Here is a 20,037-nt window from a genome sequence, read left to right as displayed (position 1 = left end):
CCGCCGGTCCTGTGTTTTCGGGGAACTGACCATGAACCATCTCAAGCTCGCGCTTGCCGGCGCTCTCGCCCTCGTTCTTTCGCCCTTCGCCGCCCAGGCCCAGAGCCTGCCCGACCTCGGCGGCAAGACGGTGGTGGTGGTGACCGAGAACGCCTATCCGCCGCTGCAGTTCGTCGATCCCAAGACCGGCAAGCAGATCGGCTGGGAATATGACGCGATGGACGAGATCGCCAAGCGGCTGAACTTCAAGATCGAGTACCAGAACACCAGCTGGGACGCGATGATCCAGGCGGTGTCGGACGGCCAGTACCAGGTCGGCATGACGGGCATCACCATCAAGGACGACCGCAAGGAAAAGGTCGATTTCTCCGATCCCTACATGCGCTCGCAGCAGTTCATGCTGGTGCGCGCCGACGAGAGCCGCTTCACCGACGCCAAGAGCTTCGGCGCCCTCAAGGACGGACTGATCGCGGCACAGCCGGGCACATCGCCGTTCTACACCGCCGTCTACGAGATCCTCGACGGCAACGAGCAGAACCCGCGCATCAAGCTCTTCGAGACCTTTGGGGCCACCGTGCAGGCGCTCAAGGCCGGCGACGTCGACCTGGTGCTGACCGACAGCGTCGCCGCCCAGGGCTATGTCGACGCCTCGGAAGGCAAGCTCAAGGTGGTGGGCGAGCCGCTGGGCAGCGAGGATTTCGGCTTCATCTTCAAGAAGGGCTCGGACCTCGTTGCCCCGATCAACGCGGCGATCGCCGCGCTGAAGTCCGACGGCACGTTCGACGCGATGAACAAGAAGTGGTTCCTCGACTACAAGATGGGCCAGTGATTGCGCTGCCGTCTCCGCTTCGCGGCGGAGACGGCAAGCTGCCGGCTAAGCGTCCACTCCGTAGCGGCTGGCGCCGGCGTGGTCGACGACATAGAGCCATGCGCCGTCGGCCTGCTTGCGCAGAATCTCGGCGGTGAAGCCGGAATAGAGGGTCACGCCTTCCTCATTGACGATTGCGAAATCGGCGCGCAGCAGCGCCAGGTTACCGTGCTCGACGCAGAAGGTGTTCTTGGACGTCATCTTGCCCGGCATGCGCACCAGCCGTTCAAGCTCCTCGGCGATCGCGGCCTTGCCGGTGAAGCCGGAGCCGCTGGCATCGACCAGCAACTGACTGCCTTCCTCGTAGAGCTCCAGCATAGCCCCGACATCGCCACTGTTGCGCATGGCGGCGAAGGTTTTGTTCATGTCGGCAGGCCGGTAGACTTTCGATGACATTGGCGATGACATTGGCTTTCTCCTGTTTTGGCGAGCAAAACATGCCGTTCCAGAACTATCCAAACGGATACCCCGAATGAGAACAGAGATGACCGCGACCAGCGAGCGCGAGGTGCCGATGCCACGGCGGCCGGAGGTGTGCCCGGTCGAGGACTGGCTTTCCTTTCTCGGTCACCGCTGGAACGCGCTGGTGCTGTGGCAGCTGTCGGCTGGTCCGAAACGGCATGGCGACCTGATGGCGCGTCTGCCCGGCATTACCGCCAAGGTGTTGTCGGAGCGGCTGGACGGTCTGTCGCGGCGTGGGCTTGTCGAGCGTGATGCAGTCGCCGCCTTCCCTCGCGGCGTGGTCTATTCGCTGACATCGGGCGGCCGCCAGGTGGTTGCGATTCTCGACCAGTTCGAGACGCTGCCGCAGTCGTTTGCGCGGCTGGACGCAGCGCTATGAGCCATCCGGTCAAGAAGGACGATTTTCCGTGGTGGCTGGTGACCGCGGTGGCAATCGCGGCGGTCTCGGCGGTGGCAATCGGTACCAGCGACGTCTACAGCCAGATTCTCGCGACGCTGGTGAAAGGGCTGTGGGTGACGCTGTTCGTCACCATCGTCGCCTTCGCCATGGCTTCGGCGCTCGGCCTGTTCATCGCGCTGCTCGGGCTGTCGAGTTCAAAGGTGCTGCGCCAGATCTCGCGCTTCTATGTCGAGATCATCCGCGGGCTGCCGATCCTGGTGCTGCTGTTCTGGATCGCCTTCGTCGGTGCCCCGGCCTTCGTGGTTGGGTGGAACTGGGTGACCATCCCGCTGCAGTCGGCGGGGTTGGTCGAGCCGATGCAGGTGCGCGACTTCTCGCTGTTGTGGCGGGCGATCCTCGCGCTGACGATCGCATATTCGTCCTTCATCGCCGAGATATTCCGCGCCGGCATCCAGGCCGTCGATGTCGGCCAGATCGAGGCGGCGAAGGCGCTGGGGCTGTCGCGCTATCAGCGCTTCCGGCTGATCGTCTGGCCGCAGGCGTTCAGGACCATCCTGCCGCCTTATGGCAACGACTTCATCGCCATGGTGAAGGATTCTTCGCTGGTGTCGGTGCTCGGCGTCGCCGACATCACCCAGATGGCCAAGGTTTATGCCTCGGGCTCATTTCGTTTCTTCGAAACCTATTCCATCGTAGCCTATGTCTACTTGCTCCTGACCGTCGGGCTGTCGCTCAGCCTCAGGGCGCTGGAGCGGCGGATACGGAGGGATTTCAAGCCATGACCGGAGAGGCCGACAAGACCGCGCTCGACATGGTCTATGCGGCCTCGACTGAAACGGAACTGGCGGCTGCCTATGCGGCATGGGCCAATAGCTATGACACGGAGACGGCGGCGCTGGGCTACTGCCTGCCCTTCGTGATCGCGGCGTGGGTGGCGCGGCACGTCGCCAAGGGTGCATTGCCGCTGCTCGACGCCGGCTGCGGCACCGGGCTGTCGGGACCGTATCTCCGGGCACTGGGCTATGACGAGATCGAAGGGCTCGATTTGTCGGACGAGATGCTCGACCTCGCCCGGGCACGCGGCGGCTACACGGCGCTGACCAGGGCCGCGCTGGGCGGGCCGTTGCCGTGGGCCAACGGGCACTTCGCCGCCGCCTTCTCGACCGGCGTGTTCACCGCGGGGCACGCGCCGGCCTCGAGCCTGGACGAACTGGCCAGGATCACACGGCCGGGCGGCTTCGTCATCTTCACCGTGCGCGACGTGGTGCTGGAGGCTGGCGGGTTCCGGCCGAAATTCGCCGCACTGGAGCTGGCAAGAAAGTGGCGGCCGGTCGAAGAGAGCCCGCCGTTCCGGGCCTTCGCCGTGGCCGAGCCGGAGGTGCTGGTGCAGGCCTTCGTTTTCGAAGTCCTGTAAGGTGGCGAAGGAACCTCGGCTGTCTCGGCGCGTTGGGGGCCGAACCAGCGAGAGGCGCCATGGAACAGCTTGTCGAGGAATTCGGCCACCCGACCTACACATCCTTTCCCGTCATCGTGGCGCGGCTTTTGCTGGCCACGATCTTCGGCGCGGTGATCGGCTTCGAGCGTGAATGGCGCAACCGGCCGGCGGGCCTCAGGACCCATGTGCTGGTGTGCGTTGCCGCGGCAACCTTCGGCATCCTGACTATCGAGATCGTGCATGCGCCGATGTTCGCGGCGGGCGGCATGAAGGAGATGGTCAAGGTCGACCCGATCCGCGCGGTCGAGGCGGTGACGGCGGGCGTCGCCTTCCTGGCAGCCGGAACCATCCTGTTTGCGCGCGGCGAAGTGCAGGGGCTGACCACAGGGGCCGGCATGTGGCTGGCCGGCGCGATCGGCTTGGCCGCCGGGCTCGGCTTCTGGCAGATCGCCGGCTTTGGTACGCTGCTGGTGCTCGTCGTGCTCGGGCTGATGCACTCGCTCGAAGTGAAATTCGACCTCAGCGAGGACAAGCGTGACGAGAAGCCCGAGGCGCGCAAGGCCCCGGCAAAGAGCAAGCGGGCCTAGCTATCAGACCTCGATGTCGACACCGCACCGGCCGGCTGGTCGTCGCGCAGCTTCTCGAACAGCAGCTTGAGCGCCTGGCGCAGCATCTCCATTTCCTCCGGGCTGGTGAGTTCGGCCCAGCGTTCGTCGACCTTGCGGCCGGTGGCGGAGGCGATAGGACGCACCGCTCTGCCGCGCTCGGTGAGGAAGACCAGCCGGCCTCGGCGGTCGTTGGGGTCGGGCCGGCGCTCGACATAGCCAAGTTTTTCCAGTTCCTCGACCGCCTGCGTCATGGTCTGCTTGCGCACATGGGCGAGCTTGGTGAGTTCGCTCACCTGGATGCCTTCCGGCGGGGTGAAGGTGAAGACGTTGGCATGCGGCGGACGGATGTCGCCGAAGCCGGCGGCATCGAGCGCATTGTCGACGGCCTGGGTCCAATGCTGGTGGACGAGGCGCAGCAACAGGCCGAGCGGGGGATTGTCGGGAATCGTTTCCTTCAAGATAGACAGCTGCCTGACCAAATGATATATAGACAGGTACCTTACTATCTGCCGGGCGGGAAGGGAAGCCGGATGCCGAACATCAGCGTACTCGACTCCGAGATTTCATATGTCGACATTGGCCATGGCGTGCCGTTCGTCTTTCTGCACGGCAACCCGACCTCGTCCTATCTGTGGCGCAACGTGCTGCCTGGGATGGGCGCCAATGTGCGCTGCCTTGCGCCCGACCTGATCGGCATGGGCAATTCCGGCAAACCTGACATCGCCTACAGCTTCGACGACCACGCCCGCTATCTCGACGCCTGGTTCGAGGCGATGGGGCTGGAGGAGGTCGTTCTGGTCGGCCACGACTGGGGCGGGGCACTGGCCTTCGACCGGGCGGCGCGGCATCCCGGTGGAGTGCGCGGGGTTGCCGTGATGGAGACCATCGTGCGGCCGATGACATGGGCCGATTTTCCCGACAGTGCCAGGCCGCGCTACGAGGCGCTGCGCGGCGCGGGCACCGGCGAGGCCAAGGTGCTGGACGAGAACTTCTTCATCGAGTTCGCCCTGCGTGCGACCGTGCTCAACGGGCTGAGCGACGAAGACCTCGACGCCTACCGCAAGCCCTATCCGACACGCGACAGCCGGCGGCCGCTGCTGGCATGGCCGCGCGCCATGCCGATCAACGGCGAGCCGGCCGATGTGATCGCCCGCATCGAGGCTTATGACCGCTGGCTGGCCGAGAGTCCGGATGTGCCCAAGCTGCTTCTGACCTTCGAGGGGTCGCCCGAGACGCTGATGATAGGTGCGGAGATGACCGCGTGGTGTACCGAGAACATCGCCGGCATCGAGGTCGAGAATTGCGGGCCGGCGCGGCATGCAGCGCCAGAGGATCAGCCCGAGGCGATTGCCGCAGCCATTGCCGGGTGGGCAGACCGGCACGGATTGCGAGCGAATGCCCAGGCGTTGGCGCGTACAGCTTGAGCCCTGCGTGTCCCTGTCTGGCGGTCTCAGGTCGCCGGTCAGCCTGCCCGGGCAAGCAGCCGATTGCCGGAACGTCAAAAGATTGATATTGAGCCGCTTATGGAAGAGCTCTTTGGAGATCCGGCCTACAAAGGTTTCGTGCTGCAGGACCACAAGCGCCTGCCGGCCCGGTTCTTTGCCCGCATTTCCGGCGCGCTAAGCTGCCGACTTCCCTGAGCCGACGGGCTCCTTCCGGCATTTCGGCCGGTCATTTTCATTTATTGCCATCGACGGATCCAAGATCATGAGCGCACCGCGTACCCTCTACGACAAGATATTCGATGACCACGTTGTCGACCGCCAGGACGACGGCACCTGCCTGCTCTACATCGACCGCCATCTGGTGCACGAAGTGACCAGCCCGCAGGCCTTCGAAGGCCTGCGCATGACCGGCCGCACCGTGCGTCACCCCGAGAAGACGCTGGCCGTCGTCGATCACAACGTGCCGACCTCGCCGGACCGCAAAAACGGCATCAAGAACGAGGAAAGCCGCATCCAGGTCGAGGCGCTGGCCAAGAACTCGGCCGATTTCGGCGTGGAATATTACTCCGAGAACGACAAGCGCCAGGGCATCGTGCACATCGTCGGCCCCGAGCAGGGCTTTACGCTTCCGGGCATGACCATCGTCTGCGGCGACAGCCACACCTCGACGCATGGCGCGTTCGGCGCGCTGGCCCACGGCATCGGCACGTCTGAAGTGGAGCACGTGCTGGCGACCCAGACGCTGATCCAGAAGAAGGCCAAGAACATGCTGGTGCGTGTCGACGGCCAGTTGCCGGAAGGCGTCACCGCCAAGGATATCGTGCTCGCCATCATCGGCGAGATCGGCACCGCGGGCGGCACCGGCTACGTCATCGAATATGCCGGCGAGGCGATTCGCGCGCTGTCGATGGAAGGCCGCATGACGATCTGCAACATGTCGATCGAGGGTGGCGCCCGCGCCGGCCTGATCGCGCCCGACGAGACGACCTACGCGTACGTCAAGGACAAACCGCGCGCGCCGAAGGGCAAGGCGTGGGACATGGCGCTCGACTACTGGAAGACGCTGCACACAGACGAAGGCGCGCATTTCGACAAGATCATCGTGCTCGATGCCGGCAAGCTGCCGCCCATCGTCACCTGGGGCTCGTCGCCCGAGGACGTCGTCGCCGTCACCGGCGTGGTGCCGGACGCGGAAGTGATCGAGGAAGAGGCCAAGCGCAACTCCAAGAAGCGCGCGCTCGACTATATGGGCCTGACCGCCGGCACCAAGATCACCGACATCGCGGTCGACCGCGTGTTCATCGGTTCGTGCACCAATGGCCGCATCGAGGACCTTCGCGCCGTCGCCAAGGTCGTCGAGGGCAAGAAGGTGGCGTCGACCGTCAGCGCGATGATCGTGCCGGGTTCGGGACTGGTCAAGGAGCAGGCGGAGGCCGAGGGCCTGGACAAGATCTTCGTTGCCGCCGGCTTCGACTGGCGCGAGCCGGGCTGCTCGATGTGCCTGGCCATGAACGACGACCGGCTCAAGCCGCATGAGCGCTGCGCTTCGACCTCGAACCGCAACTTCGAGGGCCGCCAGGGCTTCAAGGGTCGCACCCACCTGGTGTCGCCGGCCATGGCAGCGGCAGCGGCAATCGCCGGCCATTTCGTCGACATCCGCGACTGGCACTGACCAGCGCGGGCGATATCGGCCTGTCAAATTCGAGGCGGTGGGCGCGAGCCCGCCGCCTTTTCATTTTGTTGAGGATGTCGAGAAGCTTCTGCTTCCGTGGGGTCATGTTAACGTCTTTTTCTCCCCGATATGGTTTGGTCCGGAGGTGGGAGACGACGCCAGACGATGAGTGGTGCAGAGTTCATTCTCGCGATCAACGTGTTCGTTGCCGGCCTGCTGGCCGCGGCGTTCATGGCGATCTCGATCTATGACGCCAAGCGCGCTTCGGCGCGCTGGTTCGCGCTCTGCTACCTGACCGGCCTGCTTTATATCGGCACGGAATTCTCGATCCCGTGGTTCGAGAACACGAGGCCCATCGTCACCGCCAATTTCGCCGCCTTCCTGGCGACGCTGTGCATCATGAATGTCGGGCTGGCGCGTCGCTACGAGGTGCCGCCGCCCTGGCGCACGATGCTGGTGTTCGTCGTGGCGGCCACGGTGGCCGTCTATATCACGCAGGGCCTGCCGCGCGATTCGTTGCTCAGGATGATGATGTTCCAGACGCCCTATGCCGCGGTGCAGGCGATGGGGGCGGCGATCGTGCTCAGGTCGCGGGACAAGCTCAGCCAGTTCGACTACGGCCTCGCCGGCGTGCTGCTGGCGAGTGCGCTGCAGTTCTTTTCCAAGCCCTATCTGGCGCTAGCCGTCGGCTCCGGTTCCGATCCGCATCAATATCTGCAGAGTACCTATGCGATGATTTCGCAGGCGCTGGGCACGGTGTTTGCGTTGTCGATCGCGCTGATGCTGCTGGTCATCCTGGTCCGCGACATCCTTGCCGATGCAACGCAGAAATCCGAGACCGACGCGCTGTCGGGCCTGCTCAACCGCGGCGGTTTCCAGCGCCAGGCGGCGATTGCGCTACGCGAGGCGGAGCGCCAGGGCCTGCCGGTGACGCTGGTGATCTCCGACCTCGACCATTTCAAGTCGATCAACGACACCTATGGCCATCTGTCCGGCGACCGGGTGATCGAGGCGTTCGCGCGCTTCATCCACGAATCCAAGGTGGGCCATCACATCGCCGGGCGCATCGGCGGCGAGGAGTTCGCGATCATCCTGCCCGGCACGCACCTGGCGGCGGCACGGCTGTTCGCCGAAGGCGCGCGCAGCGCGTTCTCGGCCCTGCCGATCGAAGGGCTGCCGTCGAACCAACGGTTCACCGCGAGCTTCGGCGTGGCCGAACTGGTCACCGGCGAGTTCATCGACCAGCTGATGCGCCGCGCGGACGCAGCACTCTACGAAGCCAAGAAGGACGGGCGCGACTGCGTGCGGGTGGCCTCCGGCAGCGTCGTCGAGATGCACGCCGAGTCAAACATCGTGCCCTTCGGCGGCAAGTCCTGACCCGAAATCAGTAGCAGCGCAGGCCGGGCTGGGGGATTTCTCCCTCGGAGAAGCCATACATGTAGCTGCGGCCCTTGAGCAGCATCGGCGGCCGGTAGCAATGCCGCGCGGCGCGCCGGCCTTCGTCGAGATAGACGACCTTTGGCTTGGCGGAGCCGGTGTATTCGGCCAACTGGCGTGCCGAATGGCCTTGGCCGACGACGATGCGCTTGTAGCCGGCAGCGCTGTCGACCACCAGATTGCCGAACGAATCGGCGTAGACGCGGTCATGGTCCCAGCCGCCGGAAACGGCAGGTGTCGCCAAGGCCATCGTCGCCGCGAGTGCGAGGGACGCAGTTCCGAGGAAAGCCAACGGGAGGCGCATCGCGCAATCTCCATGGTTTGCGGCGCGAAGTTTCGATTCGAACCTTAACCTTTTCTTAATCTTTGTTAAGAGGCCGGCACGGTCGGGGCCGCACTGATTAACGAACATGGTTAATTCTGCCCCGATGCGACCGGCAGGTTGCGACTCACCCGACCGGGTAGGGCGTCGCTCGCCCCAATGGGGAGGCCTTGGCTGTTACCCGTGCCCGGTCGCCGATCCCCCACTTACCCAGGCGGGTAGCTCCAATCGGCGTTCAATCGATTGAAGCCGCGATGCGACTAAATAGGTGCGCCTGAACGGTTTTTTGGTCTTTGACGCGGTGCAAAAAGCACATTAGAAAGCGCGCAGTCCGACGTCGCAAAACGGTGCGGCGGCGCCGTATTCAAACATAGCCACGCTCGGATGCAGACCGGGGGAGCCATGAGCAAATCACAAGCCACCCAAGCCACATCGCGTGCGCGGCCATTGTCGCCGCACCTGACCGTCTATCGCCCGCCGATCACCATGACGACGTCGATCCTGCACCGCATCACCGGCGGCGCGCTGTATTTCGGCACGCTGCTGGTCGCCTGGTGGCTGATCGCGGCGGCGACGTCGCAGGAGTATTTCGATTTCGTCAGCGGGATCTACGGCAGCTGGTTCGGCCAGTTGGTGCTGCTCGGCTACACTTGGGCGCTGGTATTCCACATGATGGGCGGCATCCGCCACCTGGTCTGGGACACCGGCGTGGGCCTGGAGAAGCACACCGCGTCGAAGATCGCCTGGGCGACGGTGGTCGCCTCCGTGGTGGTGACCGCGCTGGTCTGGATCGTCGGCTACATGGTTCGGGGAGCCTGACATGAGCGGGAGCAACAACGACATGCGCACGCCGCTCGGCAAGGTGCGCGGCCTGGGTTCCGCCCGCGAAGGCACCCTGCATTTCTGGCGCCAGCGCCTGACGGCGGTCGCCAACATTCCGCTGATGCTGATCTTCGTCGGCCTGCTGATCGCGCTCAACGGCGCCGATTACGCCGCCGTGCGCGCCACGCTCGCCAATCCGCTGGTGGCGCTGGTGATGGCGCTGGTGCTGATCTCGGGCCTTTACCACATGAAGCTCGGCATGCAGATCGTCATCGAGGACTACGTGCATGGCGAGGGCGGCAAGCTTGCCCTGCTCATGCTGAACACCTTCTTCACCATTGTGGTGGGTGCGGCTTCGCTGTTCGCCCTGCTCAAGATCGCATTCGGAGGCTGATACGGTGGCCAGCAAGACCAGCGGAGCATCCGCCTACACATTCGTCGACCACAAGTTCGACGTCGTCGTCGTCGGCGCCGGCGGCGCCGGCCTGCGCGCCACGCTCGGCATGGCCGAGCAGGGCCTGAAGACCGCCTGCATCACCAAGGTGTTCCCGACCCGCTCGCACACGGTCGCGGCACAGGGCGGCATTGCCGCCTCGCTGCAGAACATGGGGCCTGACTCCTGGCAGTGGCATATGTACGACACCGTCAAGGGCTCGGACTGGCTCGGCGACGTCGACGCCATGGAGTACCTGGTGCGCGAAGCGCCCGCCGCCGTCTACGAGCTAGAGCACTACGGCGTGCCGTTCTCGCGCACCGAGGAAGGCAAGATCTACCAGCGGCCGTTCGGCGGCCACATGATGAACTACGGCGACGGCCCGCCCGTGCAGCGCACCTGCGCTGCCGCAGACCGCACCGGCCACGCCATCCTGCACACGCTCTACGGCCAGTCGCTGAAGAACAACGCCCAGTTCTTCATCGAGTATTTCGCCCTCGACCTGATCATGGAGCCGGACGGCACCTGCACCGGCGTCGTGGCCTGGAACCTCGACGACGGCACCATCCACCGCTTCTCGGCGAAGATGGTGGTGCTGGCGACCGGCGGCTACGGCCGCGCCTATTTCTCGGCGACCTCGGCCCATACCTGCACCGGCGACGGCGGCGGCATGGCCTCGCGTGCCGGCTTGCCGCTGCAGGACATGGAGTTCGTGCAGTTCCACCCGACCGGCATCTACGGTTCGGGCTGCCTCATCACCGAAGGCGCGCGCGGCGAAGGCGGCTATCTCGTCAACGCCGAGGGCGAGCGATTCATGGAACGCTACGCGCCGTCGGCCAAGGACCTGGCCTCGCGTGACGTGGTTTCGCGCTGCATGACGCTGGAGATCCGCGACGGCCGCGGCGTCGGCAAGAACAAGGACCACATCTTCCTGCACCTCGACCACCTCGATCCGGCGGTGCTGCACGAGCGGCTGCCCGGCATCTCGGAATCGGCGAAGATCTTCGCCGGCGTCGACGTGACCCGCGAGCCGATCCCGGTGCTGCCGACGGTGCACTACAACATGGGCGGCATCCCGACCAATTACTGGGGCGAGGTGCTCAACCCGACAGCCGGCAATCCGGACCGCGTGTCGCCTGGCCTGATGGCCGTCGGCGAGGCCGGCTGCGCCTCGGTGCATGGCGCCAACCGCCTCGGCTCCAACTCGCTGATCGACCTCGTGGTGTTCGGCCGCGCCGCCGCCATCCGCGCCGGCGAAGTGGTCGACCGCAACGCGCCGATCCAGGCGCCGAACGCGGCTTCGGTCGAAAAGATCATGGACCGCTTCGATCGCCTGCGGCATGCCAACGGCGGCACGCCGACGGCGGTGCTGCGCGAAAAGATGCAGCGCGCGATGCAGGACGACGCCGCCGTGTTCCGGACGCAGGAATCGCTGGAGCAGGGCTGCAAGCGCATCTCCCAGATCTGGGGCGAGATGAAGGACATCAAGGTCTTCGACCGCTCGATGATCTGGAATTCGGACCTGGTGGAGACGCTGGAACTCGAGAACCTGATGTCGAACGCGATCGCCACCGTCTATGGCGCCGAAGCACGCAAGGAAAGCCGCGGCGCGCATGCCCGCGAGGACTTCTCGGCGCGCGACGACGCCAACTGGCGCAAGCACACGCTGGCCAATGTCGCCGAGAATGGCGAGGTGACGCTGACCTACCGGCCGGTGCACACCGAGCCGTTGCTCAAGGAAGAAGACGGCGGCATCAGCCTGGCCAAGATCGCGCCGAAGGCGCGCGTGTACTGAGCCATGGCGTCGGCGGCAGCAGGATATTCGCCAACGCCGCTTGCGGTGAAGCTCGGCCTGAAGGACGGCCAGAGCGTGGTGTTTGTCGGCCTGCCGGACGCGCTTGGCGACCTGGCCACGGCGCGTGACTTCGCCGTCAGGACGCTGACCGACTGGCCGGCGCTGGGCGAGGCAGGCGGGGGCCACGACGTGGTGCACGCCTTCACGCGGCGCCGTGCCGATCTCGACGACAATGTCGGGACTTTCAAGAAGATGATCGCGCCCGACGGCGCGGTCTGGATTTCCTGGCCCAAGAAGGCGTCGAAGATCGCCACCGACATCACCGAAGATGTCATTCGCGACGTGGCGCTGCCCGAGGGGCTGGTGGACGTCAAGGTCTGTGCCGTGGACGCCGTGTGGAGCGGGCTCAAGCTCGTCATCCGCAAGGAACTGCGCCAAGCTGTGAGGAACCGATCGTGGTCGAACTAACGCTCCCCAAGAACTCGCAGATCAGGCAGGGCAAGACCTGGCCCAAGCCCGAGGGCGCAACCAACCTGCGCGAATACCGGATCTATCGCTGGTCGCCGGACGATGGCGAGAACCCGAGCATCGACACCTATTTCGTCGACGTCGACGATTGCGGCCCGATGGTGCTGGATCACCTGCTCTACATCAAGAACAAGATCGACCCGACGCTGACCTTGCGCCGCTCGTGCCGCGAGGGCATCTGTGGTTCCTGCGCGATGAACATCGACGGCTCGAACACGTTGGCCTGTACCAAGGGTTGCGACGACATTTCGGGCGCGGTAAAGATCTACCCGCTGCCGCACATGCCGGTGGTCAAGGACCTGGTGCCCGACCTCACCAATTTCTACGCCCAGCACCGCTCGATCGAGCCGTGGCTGAAGACTGTGTCGCCGGAGCCGGCGAAGGAATGGCTGCAGAGCCATGAAGACCGCGCCAAGCTCGACGGCCTCTACGAGTGCATCCTGTGCGCCTGCTGCTCGACCTCTTGCCCGAGCTACTGGTGGAACGGCGACCGCTACCTCGGCCCGGCCGTGCTGCTGCAGGCCTATCGCTGGCTGATCGACAGCCGCGACGAGGCCAAGGGCGAGCGCCTCGACGATCTCGAGGATCCATTCCGGCTGTATCGCTGCCACACCATCATGAACTGCGCCCAGACCTGCCCCAAGGGGCTGAACCCGGCCAAGGCGATCGCCGAGATCAAGAAGATGATGGTCGAACGCCGGGTGTAGTTTCGTCGATCGGCTTGAGGCAACAGCGCATATGACGGACACGGACCTTCCTCACCTTACTCCAGCCGAAGCACGCGTGCTTGGCTGCCTGATCGAGAAGAAGGAACTGACGCCTGACGTCTATCCGATGACGTCGAATGCGCTGGTGGCCGCGGCCAACCAGAAGACGTCGCGCGAGCCGGTGATGGCCCTGGAGATGGTCGACATCACCAGGACGCTTGGTTCGCTGCAGGCAAAGGGACTGGCGAAGCAGCAATTTGCCTCGCGTGTCGAGCGCTATGAACACCAGATGGCGCAGAAGTTCTCGCTGACGCGCAACCAGAGTGCGCTGATCGGCCTGCTGCTGCTGCGCGGACCGCAGACCGTCTACGAACTGCTCGCCCGCACCGAGCGCATGGCGAACTTTGCCGATGCCGACGCCGTGCGCAGCGAACTCGACATGCTGATCGGCCGCAGGCCGGCGCTGGTCAAGGAGATCGGCCGAGCACCCGGCCAGCGCGAAGATCGCTTCGCGCATCTGTTGTCCGGTGATGTCGACGCTGCGGTTGTCACGGCAAGCCGGGCGCCGAGCGTGAGCGCCCCCGCTGTTTCTGAGCTCGAGGAACGCGTCCGGCTTCTAGAAGAGGAAGTGGCGGCGCTAAAGGCAAGGCTTGACGCTGTCGGCGCATAAGCGCTTGGCAGGTAATTGAAAACGGCCCGGTTGTGGACGCAGCCGGGCCGTTTTGCATTTGGGTGGGTGTTCGCAGAGGCGGCGCTGCCCTCTTCCGCCTGCCGGCACCTTCTCCCCGCGGGCGGGGAGAAGGGAGCTAATGGCTTACTTTCGCGCCGCTTCGACGATCTCGCGGGCCATGGTTTCGGCGACCGCGTCAGTGGTGCGGCCTTCGCGGTCGGCGCGCTGGAAGATGGCGGCCAGCGTGTCGGCGATCTTTTCGACGCGCGGGGAAACCGCCCCGACGCTGTAGCCGCCCTCGGCCATCTCGGCAGCGACGTTGATGACGCCGCCGGCGTTGATGACGTAGTCGGGGGCGTAGAGGATGCCGCGCTCGACCAGGCGCATGCCGTCTTCGGCCGTCGCCAGCTGGTTGTTGGCGGCGCCGGCGACGATCCCGGCCTTGAGCTGCGGGATCGTCTCGGCGGACAGGATGCCGCCCAGCGCGCAGGGTGCGAAGATGTCGACGTCGGCCGACAGGATGGCATCGCCGGACACCACCGTCGCGCCGAACTTTTCGGCGGCGCGGGCGGTTCTGACGACATCGAGGTCGGAGACGGTGAGCACAGCACCTTCGGCATGGAGCTTTTCGCACAGCGACCAGCCGACCGAACCGAGGCCCTGGACGCCGACGCGGACGCCCGACAGTGCGTCGCTGCCGGTGCGGTGGCGCAGCGCTGCCTTGAGGCCGACAAAGGTGCCCTGTGCGGTGAAGGGCGAGGGGTTGCCGCTGCCGCCCTTGGTGGTGCCGCTGACATTGGGTGCGCGCTCGGCGAGGAAGTCGGCGTCGGCGAGCGTCATGCCGACGTCCTCGGCGGTGATGTACTGGCCCTGGAGCTTATTGAGCATCTCCGCATAGGCCTCGAGCATGGCCGGCGTCTTGTCCTTTTTCGCGTCGGCGATGATGACCGCCTTGCCGCCGCCGAGCGGCAGGCCGGCGATGGCCGACTTGAAGGTCATGCCGCGCGACAGCCGCAGCGCATCGATGACGCCGGCCTCGAAGCTGACATGCGGCCAGATGCGGGTGCCGCCCAGCGCCGGGCCAAGCACGGTGGTGTGGATGGAGACGATGGCCGTCAGCCCGCGCGCGGTGTCGCGGCCGAGCCAGACCTGCTCGTGCCGGTCGAAACCGTCGAGGCGGGCGACGTCTGCGGTGATGTCGGTGATTTCGAGCGTGGTTGCGCCGGCAAGCTTCTGGTGGCGCGGTTCCAGGACATTCAGCATGAGGGCTCCTCCCGGTAGGCTGATCCCCTGGAGGGTAAACATTTCGGGCGATTTTTGGTTTCGAAGACAGGGCGCGCCGCGACCGCGCGTTGCGCTTGCGCGGGCTGCCGCGCAACAAACAAAAAAATGGCCGGACGCCAGGTCTGCCCACCCGACGCCCGGCCGCTGTGCTGCCGCAAGTTGCCACTGCCCCCAGCTTGCTTGCTCTGCAGCCAGACCTGTCAATCCGTACGGTCCCTGCGCCCTCAGCGCCTTCGTTCGTCCCGCTCCCTTGGCGGTTTCGGCTCGGGCGGCCCTGGAAGATTGCTGCCCGATGCCATCGGCGCCAGAAACGCACGCGGGTTGAACCCCGCCGCGGCCAGGGCCTTCAAAGTCTTCCAGAACTGAAGATGGTGCATGCCCGTTTCCTCGTGGCTGGACTGGACCAAGTTCGATGTGCGAGCGGCAAACTAGAGGCCGGCCAGTGCAGATTCTTGGACGGAACGGCACCTGCGCCGGGTCTGGGCGGTCCTGGATTGACCTATCATCAAACGAGAACTAGAAAGCCCAACCTCGCGTATGGGTTGTATCTGGTTGGGTGAGTCGATGGCAACTGACGGACAGTTCACTTCATTCCGCATCGTGACGGCGGACCTGCCGGTAGAGGACAGGTTGCCAATGCTGCGCGAGGTCTATGGCAAGACCATCCTCAAGGCCGACCTCGAACCCGTCGACGACAGTCCACTTGAGATGGACATGCGGGTCAGGCTGTTGCCGGGGGTCGGCATCGCCACCGGCACGGCCTCGCCGATCAAGGTCGGCGTCAAATCCGAGATGATCGAGAATGACGACGTCATTCTCCTGGCCGCGCTCGCCGGCGGCAGCCACATGCAGATCGGCAAGCAGGAAGAAAGCGTGCTGCCCGGCTGCGCAATGTTCGTACCCGGCGGACGGGCAGGCGCCAATGTGACGCGGCCAGGCTTCAGCTATGTCAATCTGCGCTTCGAGCGGAAGGCGCTGCAGCCGCTTGTCGGAGACGTGTCGAAGCTGATGATGCGCCCGATCGCCGTGGACCAAGGGCCTATGCACCTGCTGCTGAGCTATGCCACTGCGCTTCAGCAACTGGACGATGCCTTGCCCGGGGACATGGCGCGCAAGGTGGCAAGCCATATGCTGGACCTGACGGCGCTGACGCTGGGGGCGACGCGCGACGCCGAGCAGGTGGCAATGGGGCGCGGGCTGCGGGCCGCGCGCCTGGCGGCGATCAAGGCCGACATTTCGGCGCGGGCCGACCTGCGCGGGCTCTCGGCCGAGGCGCTCGCCGCCGAGCACAGGCTGTCGGCGCGCTATGTCAGGAAGCTTTTCGAGGGCGAGGGGCTGTCGTTCACCGCATTCGCGCTTGGGCAAAGGCTGATGCGGGCGCACCGGATGCTGGCCGATCCGGCCTGGGCGGGTCACGGCATCATCGACATCGCCTATGAGGCCGGCTTCAACGACCTGTCCTATTTCAACAGGGCATTCCGCAAGCGCTACGGCGTCACGCCGTCGGACATCCGCGCGGGGGTTCTGGCGGCATGAGGGCGCCGAGCCATCGCCCGGCGCCCCATGGGAAAGCCTGGATCAGGCGAGCCTGGCGTCGAGCGAGACCTTGATGGCGCCGAGTGCCTTGGACACGGGGCAACCTTCCTTGGCCTTGGCGGCGAGTTCCTGGAACTTGGCGTTGTCGATGCCGGGGACGGTGCCGACGAGGGTGAGCGCGCTTTCGGTGATGCCGGTGCCCGGGACGAGCGTCACGACTGCCTTGGTGTCGAGCTTGTCTGCAGGCGTGCCATTCTCGGCGAGGAAGTGCGACAGCTGCATGGCGAAGCAACCGGCATGGGCGGCGGCGATCAGCTCCTCGGGATTGGTGCCGGACCTGCCGGTCTCGTCCTCGAAGCGTGCCTTGAACGAATAGGGCTGGCCCTTGAGCGCGCCGCTCTGGGTGTCGAGCGTCCCGGAACCTTCCTTCAGATTGCCTTTCCAGACGGCGTTGGCGCTGTGGTTCATGATCTTCTCCATGATTTCTGACGGGGCCGGGTTCGGCAGCCGGATGAGACTATAGCGCCGGTTGACGCGGCTGCCAGAGTTCCGGCGCCAGGAAAGCCATGTAGGGCGAAAAAACTGTCCCGCGAAAAATGCCGGCTTGTCGGTGGGGCCAGTGTGGAAGCGAGGTTGCCTGGGAGTGCGTCCTTCGACAGGCTCAGGATGAGGACCGATTGCGTTGCCGCCTCGCAGAACCTCTCGACGTGCACGTCGGCAGCACCCAGGGCCCTCATCCAGAGCCTGTCGAAGGACGCACAACCGACCGGCTGCACGGGCCGCGGTGGAATAACCTCGTCCCTAGATCGCGTCGCCCTTGAGCAGTCGTGGCGTTTCGCCCGTCAGGCCCGACGCCTGGCGGATGAAGTAGTCCTTGAGCCGGGGCACGCGGTCGACCAGGCCGAGGCCGATGTCGCGGATGGCGCGGATGGGGGCGATGTCGTTGGAAAACAGGCGGTTGAGGACGTCGGTGGTGACGCCCATGCGCACGGTGTCGAAGCGGCGCCAGGTCTCGTAGCGTTCGAGCACGTCGAGCGCGCCGATGTCCTGGCCGAGGCGGTCGGCCTCGACGATGGTCTCGGCGAGGGCGGCGGCATCCTTGAAGCCGAGATTGAGGCCCTGGCCGGCGATCGGGTGGATGCCGTGGGCGGCGTCGCCGGCAAGCGCGAAGCGAGGCGCGACGAAGGCGCGTGCCAGCGTCAGGCCGAGCGGCCAGGCGCGGGGCTTGTCTTCGACGCGGATCTCGCCGAGCTTCAGGCCGAAGCGCTGCTCCAGTTCGATCTCGAAGACGAACGGGTCGCCGTTGACCAGCTTGTCGGCGTCCTCGGTGCGTTCGTTCCAGACGATGGAGGAGCGGTTGACGCCGTCCTTCGGCTTGAGAGGCAGCGTGGCGAAGGGGCCGGCCGGCAGGAAATGCTCTTCGGCGCGGCCGCCATGCGGGCGTTCGTGGGCGACAGTGCAGACGATGCCGGACTGGCCATAGTCCCAGCGCACGGTCTTGATGCCGGCCATGTCGCGCAGCCTCGACTTCACGCCGTCGGCGGCGACGAGAAGGCGGGTGTCGATGCTGACGCCATCGGCGAGATGGACCTTGGCGCCGGCGATGCCTGCCTCGAAGGCCTCGACTGCAACGCCTTCGATGATGTCGATGCCGAGTTCGGCGGCGCGGCGGCGCAGCGCGCCGTTGAGCACCTTGTTCTCGATCATATGGGCGAAGGGTTCGCCGGCGCCGACGTCGCCGTCGAAGGTGAGGAAAACCGGGCGGACGGGATCGGCGCTCTTCGAATCGGTGATGACCATGTCGGTGATGGCCTGCGCCTCTGGCGCAATCTCTTCCCAGCAGCCGAGCTGGTCGAGCATGCGGCAGGCGGCAGCGGCGATCGCCGAGGCACGGCCATCCTTGCGCCAGACCTCGGCCGGAGCGGCGTCGACGATGGCGACGTGCAGATTGGGCCGGGCCTGCTTGATCGAGACGGCGGTCGCCAGGCCGACATAACCGGCACCTGCGACCAGCACGTCGAGCTGCGTCGATTTGTTGTCGTCAGTCTGGCGTGTGACCATGGCGGTGTCCTTTGCGGCTAGGCTTCCTGCCTTGACTCGACAGGGGCTTCCTGATGGAAACCGGGGATACTTCGTCCCGAAAAGGGGAAAGCATGCCGGCCGGAATACAAGAGCTTCTGAGCATTCTCAATCTCGAGAAGCTGGAACACAACCTGTATCGTGGTCGCAGCCCGCAGGCGCACTGGCAACGGGTGTTTGGCGGCCAGACCATCGCCCAGGCCCTGGTGGCGGCGCAGCGCACGGTGACGCCCGACCGGCACGTGCATTCGCTGCACGGCTATTTCATGCGTCCGGGCGACATCAACGTGCCCATCGTATACGAGGTCGACCGCATCCGCGACGGCTCAAGCTTCACCACGCGGCGGGTGGTGGCGGTCCAGCACGGCCATGCGATCTTCTCGCTCGAGGCATCCTTCCAGCTTGAGGAGGAGGGGCTCGAATACCAGATGCCGATGCCGCTCGACGTGCCACCGCCGGAGAAGCTGAAATCGCAGCGCGAGCTTCTGCAGGAGGCCAAGCACGTGCCCGAGCAGATCCGGCTGTTCTGGGCCAAGGAGCGGCCGCTGGAACTGCGGCCGGTCTATGCCGAGCACTATTCCAGTCGCGACAAGCTGCCACCGCTGCAGAAGGTATGGCTGCGCCTGACCGGGCCGGTGCCCAACGACCGGGCATTGCGCGCCGCGGTGCTTGCCTATGTTTCCGACATGACGCTGCTCGATACGGCAACCTTTGCCCATGGCCGCGGCATCTTCGATCCCGACATCCAGGCCGCCAGTATCGACCACGCCATGTGGTTTCACCGCGAGCATGCGCTGGACGGCTGGCTGCTCTACACCCAGGACAGCCCGTCGACATCGGGATCGCGCGGTTTCACACGCGGCGCGCTCTACGCCCAGGACGGCACCCTGATCGCTTCGGTGGCCCAGGAAGGGCTGATCCGCCTGCGCACGAAGCCTTCAAAATAGGCATTTCAGAGATTCTGCACACTCTGTAAGCAGGTGCCTTGCGGCATCTGCTCGGGATGCTGCTTGTCCGTTTGGAATTTCACTTGAATTTCAGTGGTTTATCTCCTGCCTGCGCAAACTGGCACGGAGCTTGAATCCCGTATTGCACTCACCGGTGGCTTTCGGGTCCGCCGGCGACGTCTGCAATCGCGGGGGACCCGCATCAGAAAGGGGTGAAACCTGATGAAAATCGTGATGGCCATCATCAAGCCGTTCAAGCTCGACGAGGTGCGCGAAGCGCTCACCAATGTCGGCATCCAGGGCCTGACCGTCACCGAGGTCAAGGGCTACGGGCGCCAGAAGGGGCATACCGAGATTTACCGCGGCGCCGAATATGCCGTCAGCTTCCTGCCCAAGATCAAGATCGAAGTCGCCGTCAGCACCGACCTCGTCGACAAGGCGGTCGAGGCGATTACCGGCGCGGCCAAGACCGGCCAGATCGGCGACGGCAAGATCTTCGTCTTCGGCATCGACCAGGCCGTGCGCATCCGTACCGGCGAAACCGACACCGACGCGCTCTGAGCCGGCCAACCAATTCTCATGGAGAC

General features: G+C 65.3%; 24 protein-coding genes. 18 read left to right on the top strand and 6 right to left on the bottom strand.

All coding sequences use genetic code 11. From position 1 onward, the window contains the following. Positions 1 to 31: 31 nt before the first annotated feature. Entirely contained in the window at positions 32 to 829 is a 798-nt protein-coding gene (locus tag GGR00_RS16950; RefSeq protein ID WP_184700061.1) for a basic amino acid ABC transporter substrate-binding protein, read from the top strand. Between the two features lie 45 nt (positions 830 to 874). On the opposite strand, the gene GGR00_RS16945 is transcribed toward GGR00_RS16950, so the two are convergent. Next, entirely contained in the window at positions 875 to 1,276 is a 402-nt protein-coding gene (locus GGR00_RS16945; protein ID WP_246441415.1) for a YybH family protein, read from the bottom strand. Positions 1,277 to 1,352: 76 nt separating this feature from the next. Between GGR00_RS16945 and GGR00_RS16940 the strand changes: the two genes are divergently transcribed. Genes GGR00_RS16940 through GGR00_RS16925 form a run of 4 tightly spaced genes read left to right on the top strand, consistent with a single transcriptional unit; the run spans position 1,353 to position 3,752 of the window. After that, positions 1,353 to 1,709, top strand: a complete 357-nt coding sequence (locus GGR00_RS16940) for a winged helix-turn-helix transcriptional regulator (RefSeq protein ID WP_244487817.1) — start codon at positions 1,353 to 1,355, stop codon at positions 1,707 to 1,709. Beyond that, positions 1,706 to 2,512 carry an amino acid ABC transporter permease gene (locus tag GGR00_RS16935; RefSeq protein ID WP_055975264.1) on the top strand — a complete coding sequence of 269 codons (807 nt, stop codon included), beginning with the start codon at positions 1,706 to 1,708 and terminating at the stop codon, positions 2,510 to 2,512. The genes GGR00_RS16940 and GGR00_RS16935 overlap by 4 nt, the downstream gene beginning before the upstream one ends. Further along, complete coding sequence (locus GGR00_RS16930; protein WP_055975261.1) at positions 2,509 to 3,144, top strand: class I SAM-dependent DNA methyltransferase; 636 nt, start codon at positions 2,509 to 2,511, stop codon at positions 3,142 to 3,144. Before GGR00_RS16935 ends, GGR00_RS16930 begins: the two co-directional genes overlap by 4 nt. Before the next feature lie 59 nt (positions 3,145 to 3,203). Beyond that, a complete protein-coding gene (locus GGR00_RS16925) occupies positions 3,204 to 3,752 on the top strand; it encodes an MgtC/SapB family protein (RefSeq protein ID WP_055975257.1) in 549 nt (182 codons plus the stop codon). Here the strand turns inward: GGR00_RS16925 and GGR00_RS16920 are convergent. Beyond that, entirely contained in the window at positions 3,749 to 4,231 is a 483-nt protein-coding gene (locus tag GGR00_RS16920) for a MarR family winged helix-turn-helix transcriptional regulator (RefSeq protein ID WP_210309440.1), read from the bottom strand. The genes GGR00_RS16925 and GGR00_RS16920 overlap by 4 nt on opposite strands. Before the next feature lie 72 nt (positions 4,232 to 4,303). On the opposite strand from GGR00_RS16920, the gene GGR00_RS16915 reads away from it, so the two are divergent. From GGR00_RS16915 to GGR00_RS16900, 4 genes are all read left to right on the top strand, one after another. Next, positions 4,304 to 5,197, top strand: coding sequence for a haloalkane dehalogenase (locus GGR00_RS16915; RefSeq protein ID WP_055975250.1), 894 nt, complete (start codon positions 4,304 to 4,306; stop codon positions 5,195 to 5,197). Positions 5,198 to 5,260: 63 nt separating this feature from the next. Beyond that, positions 5,261 to 5,413 carry a hypothetical protein gene (locus GGR00_RS16910; RefSeq protein WP_162244913.1) on the top strand — a complete coding sequence of 51 codons (153 nt, stop codon included), beginning with the start codon at positions 5,261 to 5,263 and terminating at the stop codon, positions 5,411 to 5,413. Between the two features lie 67 nt (positions 5,414 to 5,480). Beyond that, entirely contained in the window at positions 5,481 to 6,890 is a 1,410-nt protein-coding gene (gene leuC / locus GGR00_RS16905; RefSeq protein WP_055975247.1) for a 3-isopropylmalate dehydratase large subunit, read from the top strand. 165 nt (positions 6,891 to 7,055) lie between these two features. Then, on the top strand, positions 7,056 to 8,267 hold the full coding sequence (locus GGR00_RS16900; protein ID WP_055975244.1) for a GGDEF domain-containing protein: 1,212 nt from the start codon (positions 7,056 to 7,058) through the stop codon (positions 8,265 to 8,267). Between the two features lie 7 nt (positions 8,268 to 8,274). Here GGR00_RS16900 and GGR00_RS16895 read toward each other — a convergent pair whose 3' ends face one another. Beyond that, positions 8,275 to 8,631, bottom strand: a complete 357-nt coding sequence (locus tag GGR00_RS16895; protein WP_055975240.1) for a hypothetical protein — start codon at positions 8,629 to 8,631, stop codon at positions 8,275 to 8,277. A gap of 420 nt (positions 8,632 to 9,051) precedes the next feature. Between GGR00_RS16895 and sdhC the strand changes: the two genes are divergently transcribed. The 6 genes from sdhC to GGR00_RS16865 are packed head-to-tail and all read left to right on the top strand — an operon-like array spanning position 9,052 to position 13,604. Then, entirely contained in the window at positions 9,052 to 9,468 is a 417-nt protein-coding gene (sdhC, locus tag GGR00_RS16890) for a succinate dehydrogenase, cytochrome b556 subunit (protein ID WP_055975515.1), read from the top strand. Position 9,469: 1 nt separating this feature from the next. After that, a complete protein-coding gene (sdhD, locus tag GGR00_RS16885; RefSeq protein WP_055975238.1) occupies positions 9,470 to 9,865 on the top strand; it encodes a succinate dehydrogenase, hydrophobic membrane anchor protein in 396 nt (131 codons plus the stop codon). A 4-nt stretch (positions 9,866 to 9,869) separates the two neighbouring features. Beyond that, positions 9,870 to 11,699 carry a succinate dehydrogenase flavoprotein subunit gene (gene sdhA / locus GGR00_RS16880; RefSeq protein WP_184700060.1) on the top strand — a complete coding sequence of 610 codons (1,830 nt, stop codon included), beginning with the start codon at positions 9,870 to 9,872 and terminating at the stop codon, positions 11,697 to 11,699. A 3-nt stretch (positions 11,700 to 11,702) separates the two neighbouring features. Continuing rightward, positions 11,703 to 12,167, top strand: a complete 465-nt coding sequence (locus GGR00_RS16875; RefSeq protein ID WP_184700059.1) for a DUF3052 family protein — start codon at positions 11,703 to 11,705, stop codon at positions 12,165 to 12,167. Beyond that, complete coding sequence (locus tag GGR00_RS16870) at positions 12,155 to 12,934, top strand: succinate dehydrogenase iron-sulfur subunit (protein ID WP_055975230.1); 780 nt, start codon at positions 12,155 to 12,157, stop codon at positions 12,932 to 12,934. The genes GGR00_RS16875 and GGR00_RS16870 overlap by 13 nt, the downstream gene beginning before the upstream one ends. A gap of 31 nt (positions 12,935 to 12,965) precedes the next feature. After that, positions 12,966 to 13,604 carry a YceH family protein gene (locus tag GGR00_RS16865; RefSeq protein ID WP_184700058.1) on the top strand — a complete coding sequence of 213 codons (639 nt, stop codon included), beginning with the start codon at positions 12,966 to 12,968 and terminating at the stop codon, positions 13,602 to 13,604. Between the two features lie 144 nt (positions 13,605 to 13,748). On the opposite strand, the gene GGR00_RS16860 is transcribed toward GGR00_RS16865, so the two are convergent. Then, a complete protein-coding gene (locus GGR00_RS16860; protein ID WP_184700057.1) occupies positions 13,749 to 14,867 on the bottom strand; it encodes a Glu/Leu/Phe/Val family dehydrogenase in 1,119 nt (372 codons plus the stop codon). Positions 14,868 to 15,452: 585 nt separating this feature from the next. On the opposite strand from GGR00_RS16860, the gene GGR00_RS16855 reads away from it, so the two are divergent. Beyond that, positions 15,453 to 16,424: an AraC family transcriptional regulator gene (locus tag GGR00_RS16855; protein ID WP_184700056.1), complete on the top strand. Its 972-nt coding sequence runs from the start codon at positions 15,453 to 15,455 to the stop codon at positions 16,422 to 16,424. Positions 16,425 to 16,466: 42 nt separating this feature from the next. Here the strand turns inward: GGR00_RS16855 and GGR00_RS16850 are convergent, their stop codons facing one another. Then, positions 16,467 to 16,892, bottom strand: a complete 426-nt coding sequence (locus GGR00_RS16850) for an OsmC family protein (RefSeq protein WP_184700055.1) — start codon at positions 16,890 to 16,892, stop codon at positions 16,467 to 16,469. A 333-nt stretch (positions 16,893 to 17,225) separates the two neighbouring features. Then, on the bottom strand, positions 17,226 to 18,485 hold the full coding sequence (locus GGR00_RS16845; protein ID WP_184700054.1) for a ubiquinone biosynthesis hydroxylase: 1,260 nt from the start codon (positions 18,483 to 18,485) through the stop codon (positions 17,226 to 17,228). 92 nt (positions 18,486 to 18,577) lie between these two features. Here GGR00_RS16845 and GGR00_RS16840 point away from each other — a divergent pair, with 92 nt between their 5' ends. Further along, the gene (locus tag GGR00_RS16840; RefSeq protein ID WP_184700053.1) at positions 18,578 to 19,450 is read left to right on the top strand and encodes an acyl-CoA thioesterase; all 873 of its coding nucleotides are present in this window, start codon (positions 18,578 to 18,580) and stop codon (positions 19,448 to 19,450) included. A 222-nt stretch (positions 19,451 to 19,672) separates the two neighbouring features. After that, complete coding sequence (locus tag GGR00_RS16835) at positions 19,673 to 20,011, top strand: P-II family nitrogen regulator (protein WP_055975214.1); 339 nt, start codon at positions 19,673 to 19,675, stop codon at positions 20,009 to 20,011. The last annotated feature ends 26 nt before the right edge of the window (positions 20,012 to 20,037 follow it).

The organism is Aminobacter aganoensis (assembly GCF_014206975.1).
Classification (GTDB): domain Bacteria; phylum Pseudomonadota; class Alphaproteobacteria; order Rhizobiales; family Rhizobiaceae; genus Aminobacter; species Aminobacter aganoensis.
Note: the sequence above shows the minus strand (reverse complement) of the source record. Positions and strands in the feature narration are given on the sequence as shown.

Coding starts and splice junctions, on each gene's coding strand:
- GGR00_RS16950 (WP_184700061.1), top strand. CDS start 32: ATGAACCATCTCAAGCTCGCGCTTGCCGGCGCTCTCGCCCTCGTTCTT.
- GGR00_RS16945 (WP_246441415.1), bottom strand. CDS start 1,276: ATGTCATCGCCAATGTCATCGAAAGTCTACCGGCCTGCCGACATGAAC.
- GGR00_RS16940 (WP_244487817.1), top strand. CDS start 1,353: ATGACCGCGACCAGCGAGCGCGAGGTGCCGATGCCACGGCGGCCGGAG.
- GGR00_RS16935 (WP_055975264.1), top strand. CDS start 1,706: ATGAGCCATCCGGTCAAGAAGGACGATTTTCCGTGGTGGCTGGTGACC.
- GGR00_RS16930 (WP_055975261.1), top strand. CDS start 2,509: ATGACCGGAGAGGCCGACAAGACCGCGCTCGACATGGTCTATGCGGCC.
- GGR00_RS16925 (WP_055975257.1), top strand. CDS start 3,204: ATGGAACAGCTTGTCGAGGAATTCGGCCACCCGACCTACACATCCTTT.
- GGR00_RS16915 (WP_055975250.1), top strand. CDS start 4,304: ATGCCGAACATCAGCGTACTCGACTCCGAGATTTCATATGTCGACATT.
- leuC (WP_055975247.1), top strand. CDS start 5,481: ATGAGCGCACCGCGTACCCTCTACGACAAGATATTCGATGACCACGTT.
- GGR00_RS16900 (WP_055975244.1), top strand. CDS start 7,056: ATGAGTGGTGCAGAGTTCATTCTCGCGATCAACGTGTTCGTTGCCGGC.
- GGR00_RS16895 (WP_055975240.1), bottom strand. CDS start 8,631: ATGCGCCTCCCGTTGGCTTTCCTCGGAACTGCGTCCCTCGCACTCGCG.
- sdhC (WP_055975515.1), top strand. CDS start 9,052: ATGAGCAAATCACAAGCCACCCAAGCCACATCGCGTGCGCGGCCATTG.
- sdhD (WP_055975238.1), top strand. CDS start 9,470: ATGAGCGGGAGCAACAACGACATGCGCACGCCGCTCGGCAAGGTGCGC.
- GGR00_RS16875 (WP_184700059.1), top strand. CDS start 11,703: ATGGCGTCGGCGGCAGCAGGATATTCGCCAACGCCGCTTGCGGTGAAG.
- GGR00_RS16865 (WP_184700058.1), top strand. CDS start 12,966: ATGACGGACACGGACCTTCCTCACCTTACTCCAGCCGAAGCACGCGTG.
- GGR00_RS16860 (WP_184700057.1), bottom strand. CDS start 14,867: ATGCTGAATGTCCTGGAACCGCGCCACCAGAAGCTTGCCGGCGCAACC.
- GGR00_RS16855 (WP_184700056.1), top strand. CDS start 15,453: ATGGCAACTGACGGACAGTTCACTTCATTCCGCATCGTGACGGCGGAC.
- GGR00_RS16850 (WP_184700055.1), bottom strand. CDS start 16,892: ATGAACCACAGCGCCAACGCCGTCTGGAAAGGCAATCTGAAGGAAGGT.
- GGR00_RS16845 (WP_184700054.1), bottom strand. CDS start 18,485: ATGGTCACACGCCAGACTGACGACAACAAATCGACGCAGCTCGACGTG.
- GGR00_RS16840 (WP_184700053.1), top strand. CDS start 18,578: ATGCCGGCCGGAATACAAGAGCTTCTGAGCATTCTCAATCTCGAGAAG.
- GGR00_RS16835 (WP_055975214.1), top strand. CDS start 19,673: ATGAAAATCGTGATGGCCATCATCAAGCCGTTCAAGCTCGACGAGGTG.